Source organism: Brevibacillus sp. SIMBA_040, assembly GCF_046535075.1.
GTDB lineage: Bacteria > Bacillota > Bacilli > Brevibacillales > Brevibacillaceae > Brevibacillus.
Genome location: NZ_JAWRXI010000028.1, coordinates 35,466 through 50,779, shown reverse-complemented (window position 1 = coordinate 50,779; position 15,314 = coordinate 35,466). Strand labels below are relative to the sequence as shown.

Below are 15,314 nucleotides of genomic sequence, written 5' to 3'. Positions count from 1 at the left end.
GAGTTTTGCGAAATGATCACACAACGAACTTATCGTCGACACGTTGGACGACAATCCCGAAATCATTCGGAACTACCGCTTTATATCCGTGTGAAAATCTCATAGCCATCTTCCGTAATCGCGATGGTGTGTTCAAAATGAGCACAAGTTTTCCGATCCAATGTTACTACCGTCCAATTGTCCTCCAATGTGCGGACATAACGTTCGCCGGCATTTACCATTGGCTCAACTGCCAACACCATGCCTGGTTTTAACCGTGGACCTCGATCAGGAGGGCCGTAGTTAGGAACCTGCGGATCTTCGTGCAAGTTTTGCCCAATCCCATGCCCCACATACTCGCGAACGAGTGTGAAACCGGCAGCTTCCGCATGAATCTGAATCGCATGTGAGATATCAGACAGTCGTGCACCTGGCATCGCTTTTTCAAGCCCCTTGAACAACGACTCTTCCGTTACTCGCAATAGATTCTGATTTTCAGTGGAAATCTTACCGACGGGGTACGTCCAAGCGGAGTCGCCGTGGTAACCCTGAAACTGGGCACCGATGTCTAGACTAATGATGTCTCCCTCTTGCAACGCCCTCTGTCCTGGGATCCCGTGTACGAGTTCTTCATTGACTGAAGCACAGATACTTCCTGGAAAGCCACCGTAGCCTTTGAATGATGGAATTGCTCCCATGCTACGGATAAAGGTCTCGGCTATTTCGTCTAGCTGCTTTGTCGTGACACCAGGCTTAATTGCCTTAGCCAGTTCTTGATGGGTGAGTGCGACGATACGACCAGCTTCGCGCATAACCTCAAGTTCTGCTTTCGACTTTAGGATAATCATTCGCAATTACCCTCTTAGCAAAGACTTAATTTCCGCAAACACTACCTGGATATCTTGTTCCCCATTGATATCTCGCAGGAGTTCCTGAGCGGAGTAGTAATCGATGAGTGGTTGTGTCTGAGCAATGTTGACGTCAAGTCGTTGTGCTACCACTTCCGGCTTGTCATCCTCACGCTGATACAGCTTACCACCATCTTTGTCACAAACGCCAACCTCTTTAGGAGGATTGAACATCGTGTGATAGCTAGCTCCACATACAGGGCAAATCCAGCGACCGGTCAGACGTTCAATCAGTTGTTCACGACGAACGTTGATGTTAATCACATGGTTAATCTCGCGTCCCAGCTCTTTTACAGTAGCTGTCAACGCTTCCGCCTGAGGAACAGTGCGCGGGAAACCATCTAACAGGAATCCGTTAGCGCAATCGTCCATTGACAGGCGTTCCCGCACAATCCCGATGACAACCTCATCTGGAACCAGCAAGCCTTTATCCATATAGGACTTTGCTTCTAGTCCGAGCGGCGTTTCATTTTTGACCGCCGCTCGGAACATATCGCCAGTCGAAATGTGCGGAATGTTAAACTCTTCTACGATTCGTTCTGCCTGAGTCCCTTTACCGGCTCCAGGCAGTCCCATCAAGATTATATTCACGTTCATTCCCTCCGTCCCATAAAGAAAAGCTACAGAGGCTTTTCTGTAAAAACCTAGGTATTACTTGATGAACCCTTGGTAATGGCGTTTGATCATCTGGCTTTCAATCTGCTTCATCGTATCAAGTGCAACCCCGATAACGATCAACAGCGACGTACCACCGATGTAAATCTGCTGAGGCAAATTAGCCAACTTGCTGAAGAAGAACGGCAAGATGGAGATAGCCATCAGGAACAAAGCACCAGCCAATGTTAAGCGGTTCAACGTACGAGTAATGTACACCTCAGTGTTTTTACCAGGTCGAATACCAGGAATGTAACCGCCATTTTTCCTCATGTTCTCCGCCATTTGTACAGGATTGATCTGTACAAAGGTGTAGAAGTAGGTAAAGCCGATAATCAGCACTGCGTAAAGCAGCATGCCCAAACCTGCACTCGGCTGGAAGTTTTCATAAATCCAGTTGGCAATACCCGTTCTGGATTGATCCACCCAGAACTGTGCAATTGTTGACGGGAAAATTACGAGCGAGATCGCAAAGATAACAGGAATAACACCAGCTGAGTTGATTTTCAGTGGAATGTGGGTAGATTGACCACCGTACATTTTACGTCCAACCACTCGTTTAGCATATTGAACTGGAATTTTACGAATACCTTGCTGCATAAAGATAACCCCGACAATAATGGCGAGGATCACCAGCAGGATGATCACAACTTTGACGATGCTGAAAAAGACGTTCTGAGAAGGATCAGCAAATTGTGTGGTGTAGATCGTCGTAATTCCGCTTGGAATGTTAGCGACGATACCCGCAACGATCAGGATCGAAATCCCGTTACCGATACCTTTTTCAGTAATCTGCTCACCCATCCACATCATAAACGCGGTTCCTGCGGTCAGTGTCAACGCAATCAGTGCATAACTGCCCACAGACGTATCATTGAGCAAGCCAGGTGCGATATTGTTGAAACCGATCGTCATCCCTACAGACTGAATCAAGCCAAGGATAATCGTAAAGTAGCGTGTAACCGTAGCGATCTTGCGACGGCCAACCTCTCCTTCACGTGCCCATTGCGTAAGCTTTGGAACGACATCCATCGACATCAGCTGCATGATAATCGAAGCCGTGATGTAAGGCATGATTCCCATGGCAAAAATCGAGTAGTTATGCAGTGCACCTCCAGAGAAGGTGTTCAACAATCCCAGCAAGTGGCTTGTGTTCTGCTGAAACAACTCGACATTTACGTTAGGAACTGGCACAAAGCTTCCGATCCTAAATACCACTAGCATCATGAGTGTAAAGAGGATCTTACGACGCAAATCGCCAATCCTAAAAATGTTAGTTAAGGACGCTAACATTAGATCACCTCGGTTGTTCCACCGACTTGTGCGATCTTCTCAGCAGCAGCTCCGGAGAACTTGTGAGCTTTTACAGTCAGCTTCACTGTCAGTTCACCGTTAGCCAGAACCTTAACACCGTCGCGCAGCGCACTGATAACACCAGTTTCTTTCAACAGCTCAGGTGTTACTACAGTACCCTCTTCGAAACGGTTCAGCGCGTCTAGGCTCACAAGCGCAAATTCTTTGCGGCTAATGTTAGTGAAACCGCGCTTAGGCAGACGACGGTACAATGGGTTTTGACCACCCTCGAATCCAGGACGTACACCGCCGCCGGAACGAGCTTTTTGACCTTTGTGACCTTTACCGGCAGTTTTGCCAGTTCCGCTACCGATACCGCGACCGAGGCGCTTACGAGTGTGACGGGATCCTTCTGCAGGTTGCAGTTCATGCAATTTCATACGTTGCACCTCCTAACTAATTGAGATGTGTGATTATGCTTCTACTTCTTTCACTTCAACCAAGTGCTTCACTTTGAAAACCATACCACGGATCGCAGCGTTATCTTCTTTCACTACGGTAGAGTTCAATTTGCGAAGACCCAGAGCTTTTACAGTGTCTTGTTGATCGACAGTGCGCCCAATCAAGCTACGTTTGAGGGTGATTTGCAATTTTGCCATGTTCATTCCCTCCTTATTAACCCAACAACTCGTCAACAGTCTTACCGCGCAACTTCGCGACATCTTCCGCTGTTTTCAGACGGCCGAGGCCTTCCAGCGTAGCGTTGACCATGTTGATAGGATTGTTGGAACCAAGAGACTTACTCAAGATATCGCCTACACCAGCCAGTTCGAGAACGGCACGAACAGGTCCACCGGCGATAACACCTGTACCCGCAGAAGCAGGCTTCAGGAGAACTTTACCTGCACCGAATTGGCACATTACTTCGTGCGGAACAGTAGTTCCTCTCATCGGTACACGGATCAATTTTTTCTTAGCGTCGTCAATCGCTTTACGAATAGCGTCTGGAACTTCTTGAGCTTTACCCATACCAGCACCTACGTGGCCGTTACGGTCACCCACAACAACCAAGGCGCTGAAGCTCATGCGACGTCCACCTTTAACCGTCTTAGCTACACGGTTAACTGCGACTACTTTTTCTTCGAGCTCTAATTTGCTAGGGTCGATACGCATTCCTTTCCCTCCTTGTTGTTAGAATTGCAGACCAGCTTCACGAGCTGCTTCTGCCAGTGCTTTAATACGTCCATGATAGATGTAACCACCGCGGTCAAAAATCACTTCAGTCGCACCTTTTTCTTGTGCACGCTTAGCGATCAGTGTGCCAACAGCTGTAGCAGCTTCCACGTTAGCGCCATTTTTCAGGCCCAGCTCTTTATCCAATGAAGATGCAGATACCAGTGTTACGCCAGTCGCATCGTCAATCAGTTGAGCGTAGATGTGCTTAGAAGAACGGAACACGTTCAGACGCGGACGAATGGTAGAACCAATCACGCGTTTGCGAATACGCAGGTGACGTTTTTTCCGAGCTTTGTTTTTATCAGCTTTCGTAAACATTAAGCGGCCTCCTTTCTCATGAAGCTAGAAGCTTATTTACCTTTTTTACCTTCTTTACGACGAACCACTTCATCACTGTACTTGATACCTTTACCTTTGTAAGGCTCAGGTTTACGAAGTGCACGGATTTCAGCAGCAATTTGGCCTACGCGCTCTTTGTTGATACCTTTAACAACCAGCGTGGTTTGGTTTGGTACGTCGATTTCGATACCCTCTTCTGGAGTAACTTCCACTGGGTGGGAGAAACCAAGAGAGAGAGTAATTCCGTTGCCAGTTTTGGCAGCACGGTAACCTACACCGACCAGTTCCAGGGTACGAGTGAAGCCTTCGGATACGCCGTTTACCATGTTGGCAACAAGCGCACGAGTCGTACCATGCAAGGAACGGTGAAGTTTATTATCGCTTGGACGCTCTACTACTACTTCGTTTTCAGCGATGTTAATTTTGATATCTTCATGGAAGCTACGAACGAGTTGACCCTTAGGGCCCTTTACCGTCAGCTCTGTTCCGTTAAGAGTGAGGGTAACGCCTGCAGGTACCACGATCGGTTTTCTACCGACACGAGACATGTGGTGCACCTCCTGTGCTTTTTCTATCTGCTAGTTTACCAAATATATGCAAGTACTTCTCCACCGACAGTTGCTTGACGAGCTTGCTTGTCAGTCATTACACCAGTGGATGTAGAGATGATCGCGCAACCGAGACCACCCAATACCTTAGGTACTTCAGTGCTTTTTGCATATACACGAAGACCAGGCTTGGAGATACGTTTCAGACCTGTGATTACACGCTCGTTGTTCGCACCATATTTCAGGAATACACGGATGATGCCTTGTTTGTTGTCTTCAACAAACTCCGCGTCGCGGATGAAGCCTTCTTCTTTCAGAATGCGCGCGATTTCCTTCTTGATGGTGGACGCCGGGATCTCCACTTTCTCGTGGCGAACCATGTTGGCGTTACGAATGCGAGTCAACATATCAGCGATTGGATCAGTCATAACCATGAGAGAAAACCTCCTTCCCGTTTCAAATTACCAGCTTGCTTTTTTCACGCCTGGAATTTGACCTTTATAAGCAAGTTCACGGAAGCAAATACGGCAGAGTTTAAATTTACGCAATACGGAGTGAGGACGTCCGCAACGCTCGCAACGAGTGTACGCGCGTACTGCAAACTTCGGCTGCCGCTGTTGCTTGATGATCATTGATTTCTTTGCCACATTCTTCCCTCCTTACGAGTGGGTTTATTTACGGAATGGCATACCCATTTGAGTCAAGAGCTCGCGAGCTTCCTCATCCGTTTTTGCGGAAGTGACGATAACGATGTCCATACCGCGTACTTTGTCAATTTTATCGTACTCGATCTCAGGGAAGATCAGTTGTTCCTTCAGACCAAGTGTGTAGTTACCGCGACCGTCAAACGCCTTGGAAGAGATTCCACGGAAGTCACGAACACGCGGAAGAGATACGTTCATCAACTTGTCGAGGAAGTGGTACATACGCTCGCCGCGCAGAGTAATCTTCGCACCGATCGGCATACCTTCACGCAATTTGAAACCAGCGATAGATTTCTTTGCGCGAGTTACTACAGGCTTTTGACCAGCGATCAACGCCAAGTCTTCAACTGCAGTATCCAAGGCTTTAGCATTAGCAACCGCTTCGCCAACACCCATGTTGATGATGATCTTTTCTACTTTCGGCACTTGCATGATGGAAGAGTAGTTAAACTTGCTCATCAAGCCAGGCACGATTTCATTCGAATACTTTTCTTTCAATCTTGTTGCCATCTAGGATATCCTCCTTTCCAACCTGACTACTTGTCGAGTACTTCGCCAGACTTTTTCGCATACCGAACTTTCTTGCCGTTATCCAAAACCTTGTAACCGATGCGAGTTGCTTTTCCGGACTTCGGATCGATCAAAGATACGTTAGATACGTGGATAGCTGCTTCTTGAGTCACAATGCCACCTTGCGGGTTAGCTTGAGACGGACGGCTATGTTTCTTCACGAGGTTGATACCTTCAACCAGAACGCGTTCTTTCTTCGGATAAGCAGCGAGAACGCGACCTTTTTTGCCTTTATCTTTACCCGCATTTACGATAACAGTGTCGCCTTTTTTAACGTGCATCGCTTGGTGCACCTCCTATCGAACAAACTGCCTGAGTTTTGCCGTTCAATTAGATAACCTCTGGAGCCAAAGAGATGATCTTCATGAAATCCTTATCGCGGAGCTCACGAGCCACAGGTCCAAAGATACGCGTTCCACGAGGGGACTTATCTTCTTTGATAACTACAGCTGCATTTTCATCGAAACGGATGTAAGAACCATCCTGACGACGTACGCCGCTTACTGTGCGAACTACAACCGCTTTAACTACTTGACCTTTCTTGACAACGCCGCCGGGTGTAGCGGATTTAACGGAGCACACAATAACATCACCGATGTTCGCCGTTTTGCGACCGGAACCACCCAGAACCTTGATGCACATGAGTTCCTTAGCACCGGAGTTGTCAGCAACAGCCAATCTCGTCTGAGTTTGGATCATTTACTGTTCCTCCTTTCGGAATTGATATCCGAAAATCTGACTTATACGATTACTGCCTCTTCGACGATACGTACCAAACGGAAACGTTTGTCTTTCGACAATGGACGAGTTTCCATAATTTCTACGATGTCGCCCACTTTTGCCGTGTTGTTCTCGTCGTGAGCCTTGAACTTTTTGGAGTACTTCACGCGTTTGCCGTACAAAGTGTGTGTCTTGTAAGTTTCAACAAGAACCGAAATGGTTTTATCCATCTTGTCGGAAACGACGCGACCTACAACGGTTCGACGCATATTGCGATCTGCGGTCATCGTTCAAACCTCCTTCCTTTAATTAACCGATTCCCAATTCTCTCTGGCGCAGGATGGTTTTCGCACGTGCGATATCCTTACGCACTTGTTTAATGCGAGATGTGGTTTCGAGTTGACCGGTAGCCAACTGGAAACGAAGGTTGAACAACTCTTCTTTCAAAGAAGCGACGTTTTGTTCGATCTCGGCAGTGGTCAAGTTAAGATACTCATTAGCCTTCATGTGCGTCACCACCCACTTCTTCACGCTTCACGAACTTGCACTTGATAGGCAGTTTGTGCATAGCCAGACGCATAGCTTCGCGAGCGACTTCTTCAGGTACGCCAGCAAGTTCAAACATGATCTTGCCTGGTTTCACTACCGCTACCCATTTCTCAGGAGAACCTTTACCGGAACCCATCCGTACTTCGAGCGGTTTTTGTGTTACTGGTTTATCTGGGAAAATTTTAATCCAAACTTTACCACCACGTTTAATGTAACGAGTCATCGCAATACGAGCTGCCTCGATTTGACGGTTCGTTACCCAAGATGGTTCTACTGCTTGCAATCCGTATTCACCGAACGCAACAGTGGTACCGCCTTTTGCGTTACCGGCCATTTTCCCGCGGTGTTGTTTACGGTGTTTCACGCGTTTTGGCGTCAACATGATTACTTGCCTCCTTCCTCAGTAGCGACGTTCTTTCTCGCTGGAAGGACTTCTCCACGATAGATCCACACTTTTACACCGATGCGACCATAAGTGGTATGTGCTTCAGCAGTACCGTAGTCGATATCAGCACGGAGTGTATGCAGCGGAACAGTTCCTTCGCTGTAGCCTTCAGAACGTGCGATGTCCGCGCCGCCAAGACGACCGCTTACCAAGGTTTTGATACCTTTAGCACCAGAGCGCAGCGAACGAGTGATCGATTGCTTTTGCGCACGGCGGAAAGAAATGCGGTTTTCCAATTGGCGTGCAATGTTTTCAGCTACCAGAGTAGCATCCAGATCCGGACGTTTTACTTCGTTGATATTGATATGAACGCGTTTGCCAGTCAGTTCAGTCAAGGCTTTACGCAGAGTTTCAACCTCAGCTCCACCTTTACCAATTACCATACCAGGCTTAGCGGTGTGAATCGTTACGTTCACGCGATTAGCTGCGCGTTCGATTTCGATAGTAGATACAGCAGCATCTTTCAGACGCCCTTTTACATACTTGCGGATTTTCAAGTCTTCGTGCAACAGAGTTGCGAAGTCCTTGTCAGCGTACCACTTGGACTCCCAGTCACGAATGACACCGATCCGAAGACCTACCGGGCTTACCTTTTGACCCACACGTAATCCCTCCTTATTTCTCGTTTAGTACCACGGTGATGTGGCTCGTGCGTTTATGGATACGGCTAGCGCGACCCATAGCGCGCGGGCGGAAACGCTTCAACGTTGGACCTTGGTCTACGAAGATTTTGCTCACTACCAGGCTGTTTGGATCCAGCTCATAGTTGTGCTCAGCGTTTGCAATAGCCGACTTCAGGAGTTTTTCAACAACTGGAGAAGCTGCTTTAGGCGTGTGTTTCAAGATCGCCAATGCTTCACCTACTTGCTTACCGCGAATCAAGTCAACCACGAGGCGAACTTTACGAGACGCGATGCGGATATTCCGAGCAACTGCTTTTGCTTCCATCTTTGTACCTCCTCTCTGTCAAGAGAAAATTAGCGCTTCTTGGATTTCTTGTCGTTGTCGACGTGACCCTTGAAGGTACGAGTTGGTGCGAATTCACCCAATTTATGACCAACCATGTCTTCCGATACGTATACTGGTACATGTTTGCGGCCATCGTAAACTGCAAACGTGTGTCCTACGAAATCAGGAAAAATGGTGGAACGGCGAGACCAAGTTTTGATCACTCGCTTCTCGTTCTTTTCATTTTGCTCGTCAACTTTTTTCATCAAGTGGTCATCCACGAAAGGACCCTTTTTTAAGCTACGTCCCATTAGTGAACCTCCCTTCGCCAAAGGCGTTCGGTTATAGTATCAGCCTGCCTTACTTCTTGCGGCGGCGGATGATGTACTGGTCGGACTTATTCTTTTTCTTGCGAGTCTTGAGACCCAATGTAGGTTTACCCCAAGGAGTAACTGGTGCCTTGCGACCGATTGGAGCGCGACCTTCACCACCACCGTGTGGGTGATCATTAGGGTTCATTACGCTACCACGAACAGTCGGGCGAACACCCAACCAGCGGGAACGTCCTGCTTTACCAATGTTCAGCAATTCGTGATCTTGGTTTCCTACTTGACCGATGGTAGCACGGCATACGTTATGAATGCGACGTGTTTCACCAGAAGAAAGACGTACAATTACGAACTCGCCATCGCGACCAAGCAATTGAGCGGAAGTACCAGCTGCACGAACCAGTTGGCCACCTTTACCAGGTTTCAGCTCGATGTTGTGGATGGTTGTACCTACCGGGATTTTCTCCAGTGGCAGTGCATTACCGATTTTGATGTCGGCATCTGCTCCGGATACGATCTGGTCGCCCACTTTCAGGTTTTGTGGAGCGATGATGTAACGCTTTTCACCGTCTGCATAGTTGATCAGCGCGATGTTAGCGGAACGGTTTGGATCGTACTCAATGGTTGCTACGCGACCAATGATACCATCTTTGTTACGTTTGAAGTCGATAATACGATATTTACGTTTATGACCGCCACCTTGATGACGAACGGTGATTCTACCTTGGTTGTTGCGACCAGCATTTTTGCTAAGAGGCGCCAGCAAGGATTTTTCGGGAGTCGACGTGGTGATCTCCTCGAAAGTAGAAACCGTCATTTGGCGACGACCAGGAGAAGTCGGTTTAAACTTTTTGATACCCATGTTAATACCCTCCTTTTCGGTAGTCGTCGAGGTTATACTCCCTCGTAGAAGGCCAGGTCTTTGCTGTCATCAGTCAGCTTAACGATCGCTTTCTTCCACTCGGATGTGTAACCGGAGTATTTTCCGTAGCGTTTTGGTTTAGCAGGAACACGAACAGTGTTAACTGCTTCTACTTTTACGCCAAATACTTTTTCAACAGCTTGTTTGATTTCTGTCTTGTTGGCTTTGAGAGGCACTTCGAAAACGTACTTCTTCTCAGCCATCATATCAGTGGTGCGCTCGGTAATGACAGGGCGTTTAAGGACATCATGAAGGCTCTTCATTATGCGAGCACCTCCTCTACTTTCGCAATCGCTTCTTTCGTCACGATTACTTTGTCATGCGCTACCAGGTCCAGAACGTTAATGCCTGCTGCATCTACGATTTTAGCGCCTGGGATGTTGCGGGAAGAGAGCGCTACGTTTTGATCATACTCGGAGGTAACGATCAGAACTTTGCGATCTGCTTTGAAGCTGCTCAGAACAGCTGTCATTTCTTTTGTTTTTGGAGCCGTGATGTTCAGGGCTTCCAGTACCAAAAGTTCATTGTTTTGTACTTTGGTAGAGAGTGCTGATTTCAGTGCCAGACGACGAACTTTACGGTTCAGTTTGTAACCATATTTGCGAGGTGTTGGACCGAATACAACACCGCCACCTTTCCATTGCGGAGAGCGAATGGAACCTTGGCGTGCACGACCTGTACCTTTTTGGCGCCATGGCTTGCGGCCACCACCACGTACTTCAGAACGGTTCTTTACGTCATGTGTACCTTGACGTTGGGATGCTTGTTGCATCACGATCGCATCGTACAGAGCAGCGTTGTTAGGTTCAATCCCAAATACGCTATCTGCCAATTCGATGTCTCCAACTTGAGAACCGGTTTGGTTATAAAGAGCTACTTTCGGCATGTCAGTTCCTCCTTTCCTTACTAGTTCTTCTTGACTGCCGTGGAAACGAGTACGCAACCGTTTTTCGGACCAGGCACGGAGCCTTTAACGAGAATCAGGTTACGTTCTGCCACTACTTTCACTACTTCCAGGTTTTGGATAGTAACGTTGTCGCCACCCATTTGACCTGGCAGGCTTTGGCCTTTGAATACGCGTCCTGGATCAACTGCACCCAGAGAACCCGGGCCGCGATGGTAGCGCGAACCGTGAGCCATTGGACCACGAGATTGATTGTGACGTTTGATAGAACCTGCGAATCCTTTACCTTTGGATACGCCAGCAACGTCAACGATATCTCCCTCGGCAAAAATGTCAGCCTTCAACTCTTGACCAACCTCAAAGTCAGCGAGGTTTACTCCGCGAATTTCGCGAACGAAGCGCTTAGGAGCAGTGTTAGCTTTTGCTGCATGGCCTTTTTCCGGCTTGTTAGCGCGCTGCTCTTTTTTGTCTTCGAAGCCAATTTGGATTGCTTCGTAACCGTCATTCTCCACGTCTTTCTTTTGGAGAACTACGTTAGAACCAGCCTCGATGACCGTTACAGCAATCGCTGTTCCGTTCGGACCAAAAACTTGAGTCATTCCAAGTTTTTTCCCTAAGATTCCTTTGGTCATTAGTGCCACCTCCTGTGCTTATTTCAGTAAAACATTTTATGTTGTATCAAGTCCCCATCGATGCGCAGGGGTGCCATTTAAGGGTTTGACGCTTGGTATAACACGCTTATCAAGACAACGTCTGCGCGTGTATCGCTTTTTGGGACCTTACAGCTTGATCTCGATATCCACACCAGACGGCAGATCCAGACGCATCAGAGCATCTACTGTTTGTGGTGTTGGATTCAAGATGTCGATCAAACGTTTATGTGTACGCATCTCGAATTGCTCACGAGAATCTTTGTACTTATGAACCGCACGCAGGATCGTGTAAACTGCTTTCTCCGTAGGAAGCGGGATTGGACCGGACACATTTGCTCCGGAACGCTTAGCAGTCTCTACAATTTTTTCTGCGGACTGATCGAGGATTTTGTGATCATACGCCTTCAAACGAATACGAATCTTTTGCTTTGCCATTTAAGTCCCTCCTTTTTCGCCCATTTTTCTAAACAGACATTTCTCCGTGGAAATATCCTGCACCCCGGTCATGGCAAAGGGCCCGGGTGTGTCAGCAACCTCCCACATCATCGCAAGTCCATGACCAACATTCAATATTGTACTAAATAAATCTGGGCAACGCAAGTCATTTCTTTAGGTACCCACATATTTTTTGTACAAGCAAGCCAAATCCATAGGCTCACTTTGCCTATGATACTGATTTCCCCACTGAAAGGCAAGCGGGATTCCCTGCCAGCTGCATCTAACTTCTATATATAATAGAGGAAACACGCTATACTAAGAATGGAACATCCCCTTAAAGGAGGCTAGACGTGATGTCCGAAGCAATTCACACTCCCTATGAAATGATTGGCGGAGCTGATACATTAGCCCGTCTTGTCGATAATTTTTATGATTTGGTAGCAAAGCACCCAGATCTCGCACCTCTTTTCCCCGAAGATTTCACTGAGGTGAAAGAGCGACAATATCAGTTTTTAACACAGTTTCTCGGCGGCCCTACTTTGTACACCGATCAGCATGGTCATCCCATGCTTCGTGCACGACATATGCGATTTCCTATTGGTGTTGTACAGGCGGAAGCTTGGCTAGCATGTATGAAGGAAGCCATGGATCAAACAGGGCTTCACGGAGAGCTGCGTCACCAAATATTTGATCGCCTGCGACTTACCGCGCATCATATGGTCAATCAATGGGAGCAAACAGAAGAAGCGTAGGGATCTCCCTACGCTTTTGTTGTTACCTCTGGAGCTACTGCAGTATTTGTCTGGAGTTTCTTTGGCAACGTACGCGAGCCCAAGTATACGCCTCCTACGATCATTACCAATGCGAGTAGATGAACAAACTGAAGTGGCTCCCCCAGAAATAATGCCGCAAACAGCAAACTGGCCATCGGCATTCCATTTAAAAATACTGCCGTTCTACTTGCCCCTAATTGACGAATTCCATAATTCCAACCGACTGAACCAAGTGCTGTCGAAAGTGCACCCGACACGAATATAACGCCCCACTGAAGGGCCGATACATCCAGTCCTGTATAGTAGCTGATCGGATTCATGGAGAGTGCCGTTCCCCATAGAAAGATGAGCCCAAACATTTGCGATAAAGCTGTAATTAATAGAACAGGTACGCCGCGCACCACCAGCTTCCGTACGAGCAACCCACCTGTTACATACATGAGCATGGAGAAAAACATGATCGCATCTCCCCAGCCATTCATGTGAATACTTCCATGCTGAGAAATGACAACGATCAATACACCAGCAAATCCGATTCCAATTCCTAGACCTTTTCTCCACGACATGCCTTCACCAAGCAGCATCATCGCAAGCAATGCTGTTGCCAATGGATTCAACGCTAAAATGAGTGATGCATTGCCAGCCGTTGTGTACTGGACTCCCGTAGCCAGTGTGATTTGATGAAGCGCGATTGAGCTCGCCCCTACACCTGCTAGCAGCAGCCAATCCATTTTTCTAAACTTCAAATTCTTCCGGTATATATACACAATAGGTGCTAGACAAAGACCCGCAACGGTCATTCTGATTACGGCTACATATATAGGAGGAAATACGGTGAGATATTTAACCATGACGACATTCAAACCCCACAGCGTAATAACTCCTGCTAACATCAAGTACAGTAAACGTTCATTACTTTTCATTTTTATAGTATCCCCCATCCAATCCTGATGGTATTGTAGCATATCGGCAGGAAACGCTTGTTGAATCATTTTGATGGGAGCCATTCATAAAATCGATGACCAGTGCTATGAAAATAGAAAAACCCGACAACATAATGCTGTCGGGTTTTATACATGTATCAGAATCGATTAGGATTCGATGGAAGCTACAACGCCAGCGCCTACTGTACGGCCACCTTCGCGGATAGCGAAGCGAGTACCTTGTTCCATCGCTACTGGAGCGATCAGTTCAACAGTGAACTCAGTGTTGTCGCCAGGCATGATCATTTCAACGCCTTCTGGCAGTTGGATGATACCTGTAACGTCAGTTGTACGGAAGTAGAATTGTGGACGGTAGTTAGCAAAGAAAGGAGTGTGACGTCCGCCCTCTTCTTTGGACAGAACGTAAACTTCTGCTTTGAACTTAGTGTAAGGCTTAACGGAACCTGGTTTCGCCAAGCATTGTCCGCGCTCGATGTCGTTACGGTCTACACCGCGCAACAGAGCACCGATGTTGTCACCAGCTTGAGCGGAATCCAGCAATTTGCGGAACATCTCAACGCCAGTTACAGTTGTGTTTTTAGTTTCTTCAGCCAGACCGATGATTTCTACTTGGTCACCAACTTTAACTACACCGCGCTCTACGCGACCAGTAGCTACAGTACCACGACCAGTAATTGTGAAAACATCCTCTACAGGCATCAGGAAAGGCTTGTCAGTTGCACGCTCAGGAGTTGGGATGTAGCTGTCAACAGCGTCCATCAACTCAGCGATTTTCTTAGCCCAGTCACCAGTTGGGTTATCCAAAGCTTCTTTAGCAGAACCTTTGATTACTGGAGTGTCGTCACCTGGGAAGTCGTATTGGGACAGCAGGTCACGGATTTCCATTTCAACGAGTTCCAACAACTCTTCATCGTCTACCATGTCGCATTTGTTCATGAATACTACGATGTAAGGTACGCCTACTTGTTTGGAGAGCAGGATGTGCTCGCGAGTTTGTGGCATAGGGCCATCAGCTGCGGATACAACCAGGATTGCTCCGTCCATTTGAGCAGCACCAGTAATCATGTTTTTCACGTAGTCAGCGTGACCAGGGCAGTCAACGTGAGCATAGTGACGGTTTTCAGTTTCGTACTCAACGTGTGCTGTGTTGATTGTGATACCGCGCTCTTTTTCTTCTGGAGCAGCGTCAATCGCAGCATAGTTCATTGCTTGTGCTTTACCTGATTGTGCCAAAACAGTTGTGATAGCAGCAGTCAGAGTAGTTTTACCATGGTCAACGTGACCAATAGTACCGATGTTAACGTGTGGTTTATTACGCTCAAATTTCGCTTTTGCCATGAGAGAAAAGCCTCCTTAAATGATAAGGGTTATATTGGTTAAAGAAAGGTTTACCCTACTAATGGTTGTCCCTTTACTATTGTAAACCTTTCTTGTTTGAAGATAAAGCCAGGAGCTACT

At 47.4% G+C, this 15,314-nt stretch carries 27 protein-coding genes; 1 reads left to right on the top strand and 26 read right to left on the bottom strand.

From position 1 onward, the window contains the following. Positions 1-80 precede the first annotated feature (80 nt). From map to rpsJ, 24 genes are all read right to left on the bottom strand, one after another. Positions 81-827 (bottom strand): type I methionyl aminopeptidase, encoded by a 747-nt coding sequence (gene map, locus SB752_RS29930; protein ID WP_410719082.1) that lies wholly within the window; start codon positions 825-827, stop codon positions 81-83. A gap of 6 nt (positions 828-833) precedes the next feature. After that, a complete protein-coding gene (locus SB752_RS29925) occupies positions 834-1,478 on the bottom strand; it encodes an adenylate kinase (protein WP_103110175.1) in 645 nt (214 codons plus the stop codon). Between the two features lie 60 nt (positions 1,479-1,538). Further along, complete coding sequence (gene secY, locus SB752_RS29920) at positions 1,539-2,834, bottom strand: preprotein translocase subunit SecY (protein WP_289141699.1); 1,296 nt, start codon at positions 2,832-2,834, stop codon at positions 1,539-1,541. Next, the gene (gene rplO, locus SB752_RS29915; protein WP_289141698.1) at positions 2,834-3,274 is read right to left on the bottom strand and encodes a 50S ribosomal protein L15; all 441 of its coding nucleotides are present in this window, start codon (positions 3,272-3,274) and stop codon (positions 2,834-2,836) included. Before rplO ends, secY begins: the two co-directional genes overlap by 1 nt. A 33-nt stretch (positions 3,275-3,307) precedes the next feature. Then, the gene (gene rpmD / locus SB752_RS29910) at positions 3,308-3,493 is read right to left on the bottom strand and encodes a 50S ribosomal protein L30 (protein ID WP_103110178.1); all 186 of its coding nucleotides are present in this window, start codon (positions 3,491-3,493) and stop codon (positions 3,308-3,310) included. A 16-nt stretch (positions 3,494-3,509) separates the two neighbouring features. After that, positions 3,510-4,007 (bottom strand): 30S ribosomal protein S5, encoded by a 498-nt coding sequence (rpsE, locus tag SB752_RS29905; protein WP_103110179.1) that lies wholly within the window; start codon positions 4,005-4,007, stop codon positions 3,510-3,512. Positions 4,008-4,025: 18 nt separating this feature from the next. Beyond that, a complete protein-coding gene (gene rplR, locus SB752_RS29900; RefSeq protein WP_047074697.1) occupies positions 4,026-4,388 on the bottom strand; it encodes a 50S ribosomal protein L18 in 363 nt (120 codons plus the stop codon). Positions 4,389-4,420: 32 nt separating this feature from the next. Beyond that, positions 4,421-4,957 (bottom strand): 50S ribosomal protein L6, encoded by a 537-nt coding sequence (gene rplF, locus SB752_RS29895; protein WP_410719081.1) that lies wholly within the window; start codon positions 4,955-4,957, stop codon positions 4,421-4,423. Between the two features lie 35 nt (positions 4,958-4,992). After that, positions 4,993-5,391: a 30S ribosomal protein S8 gene (gene rpsH / locus SB752_RS29890; RefSeq protein WP_410719080.1), complete on the bottom strand. Its 399-nt coding sequence runs from the start codon at positions 5,389-5,391 to the stop codon at positions 4,993-4,995. Positions 5,392-5,418: 27 nt separating this feature from the next. Continuing rightward, positions 5,419-5,604: a type Z 30S ribosomal protein S14 gene (locus SB752_RS29885; RefSeq protein WP_005828830.1), complete on the bottom strand. Its 186-nt coding sequence runs from the start codon at positions 5,602-5,604 to the stop codon at positions 5,419-5,421. Positions 5,605-5,628: 24 nt separating this feature from the next. Further along, on the bottom strand, positions 5,629-6,171 hold the full coding sequence (gene rplE, locus SB752_RS29880) for a 50S ribosomal protein L5 (RefSeq protein ID WP_103110182.1): 543 nt from the start codon (positions 6,169-6,171) through the stop codon (positions 5,629-5,631). Between the two features lie 26 nt (positions 6,172-6,197). Beyond that, positions 6,198-6,512, bottom strand: coding sequence for a 50S ribosomal protein L24 (rplX, locus tag SB752_RS29875; protein ID WP_007716253.1), 315 nt, complete (start codon positions 6,510-6,512; stop codon positions 6,198-6,200). 49 nt (positions 6,513-6,561) lie between these two features. After that, entirely contained in the window at positions 6,562-6,930 is a 369-nt protein-coding gene (gene rplN / locus SB752_RS29870; RefSeq protein WP_005828835.1) for a 50S ribosomal protein L14, read from the bottom strand. Positions 6,931-6,971: 41 nt separating this feature from the next. Continuing rightward, positions 6,972-7,238, bottom strand: a complete 267-nt coding sequence (rpsQ, locus tag SB752_RS29865; protein WP_049742235.1) for a 30S ribosomal protein S17 — start codon at positions 7,236-7,238, stop codon at positions 6,972-6,974. 22 nt (positions 7,239-7,260) lie between these two features. Then, positions 7,261-7,458, bottom strand: a complete 198-nt coding sequence (gene rpmC, locus SB752_RS29860; RefSeq protein ID WP_049742234.1) for a 50S ribosomal protein L29 — start codon at positions 7,456-7,458, stop codon at positions 7,261-7,263. Continuing rightward, positions 7,448-7,882 (bottom strand): 50S ribosomal protein L16, encoded by a 435-nt coding sequence (gene rplP / locus SB752_RS29855; protein ID WP_049742233.1) that lies wholly within the window; start codon positions 7,880-7,882, stop codon positions 7,448-7,450. Before rplP ends, rpmC begins: the two co-directional genes overlap by 11 nt. 2 nt (positions 7,883-7,884) lie before the next feature. Further along, the gene (rpsC, locus tag SB752_RS29850) at positions 7,885-8,547 is read right to left on the bottom strand and encodes a 30S ribosomal protein S3 (protein WP_049742232.1); all 663 of its coding nucleotides are present in this window, start codon (positions 8,545-8,547) and stop codon (positions 7,885-7,887) included. Positions 8,548-8,560: 13 nt separating this feature from the next. After that, the gene (gene rplV, locus SB752_RS29845) at positions 8,561-8,893 is read right to left on the bottom strand and encodes a 50S ribosomal protein L22 (protein WP_023558735.1); all 333 of its coding nucleotides are present in this window, start codon (positions 8,891-8,893) and stop codon (positions 8,561-8,563) included. 29 nt (positions 8,894-8,922) lie between these two features. Next, positions 8,923-9,204: a 30S ribosomal protein S19 gene (rpsS, locus tag SB752_RS29840; protein WP_007716246.1), complete on the bottom strand. Its 282-nt coding sequence runs from the start codon at positions 9,202-9,204 to the stop codon at positions 8,923-8,925. 49 nt (positions 9,205-9,253) lie between these two features. Further along, entirely contained in the window at positions 9,254-10,084 is an 831-nt protein-coding gene (rplB, locus tag SB752_RS29835) for a 50S ribosomal protein L2 (protein ID WP_410719079.1), read from the bottom strand. A 32-nt stretch (positions 10,085-10,116) separates the two neighbouring features. Continuing rightward, positions 10,117-10,407 carry a 50S ribosomal protein L23 gene (rplW, locus tag SB752_RS29830; protein WP_049742230.1) on the bottom strand — a complete coding sequence of 97 codons (291 nt, stop codon included), beginning with the start codon at positions 10,405-10,407 and terminating at the stop codon, positions 10,117-10,119. Next, positions 10,407-11,030, bottom strand: a complete 624-nt coding sequence (gene rplD / locus SB752_RS29825; protein WP_410719078.1) for a 50S ribosomal protein L4 — start codon at positions 11,028-11,030, stop codon at positions 10,407-10,409. Before rplD ends, rplW begins: the two co-directional genes overlap by 1 nt. A 20-nt stretch (positions 11,031-11,050) precedes the next feature. Next, entirely contained in the window at positions 11,051-11,680 is a 630-nt protein-coding gene (rplC, locus tag SB752_RS29820) for a 50S ribosomal protein L3 (RefSeq protein ID WP_410719077.1), read from the bottom strand. Positions 11,681-11,827: 147 nt separating this feature from the next. After that, positions 11,828-12,136, bottom strand: a complete 309-nt coding sequence (gene rpsJ, locus SB752_RS29815) for a 30S ribosomal protein S10 (RefSeq protein WP_003333796.1) — start codon at positions 12,134-12,136, stop codon at positions 11,828-11,830. Between the two features lie 356 nt (positions 12,137-12,492). Between rpsJ and SB752_RS29810 the strand changes: the two genes are divergently transcribed. Next, the gene (locus tag SB752_RS29810) at positions 12,493-12,891 is read left to right on the top strand and encodes a globin domain-containing protein (protein WP_410719076.1); all 399 of its coding nucleotides are present in this window, start codon (positions 12,493-12,495) and stop codon (positions 12,889-12,891) included. A gap of 8 nt (positions 12,892-12,899) precedes the next feature. Here SB752_RS29810 and SB752_RS29805 read toward each other — a convergent pair whose 3' ends face one another. Further along, positions 12,900-13,835 carry a DMT family transporter gene (locus tag SB752_RS29805; RefSeq protein WP_410719075.1) on the bottom strand — a complete coding sequence of 312 codons (936 nt, stop codon included), beginning with the start codon at positions 13,833-13,835 and terminating at the stop codon, positions 12,900-12,902. Positions 13,836-14,003: 168 nt separating this feature from the next. Further along, positions 14,004-15,194, bottom strand: a complete 1,191-nt coding sequence (tuf, locus tag SB752_RS29800; protein ID WP_289141683.1) for an elongation factor Tu — start codon at positions 15,192-15,194, stop codon at positions 14,004-14,006. Positions 15,195-15,314: the final 120 nt, after the last annotated feature.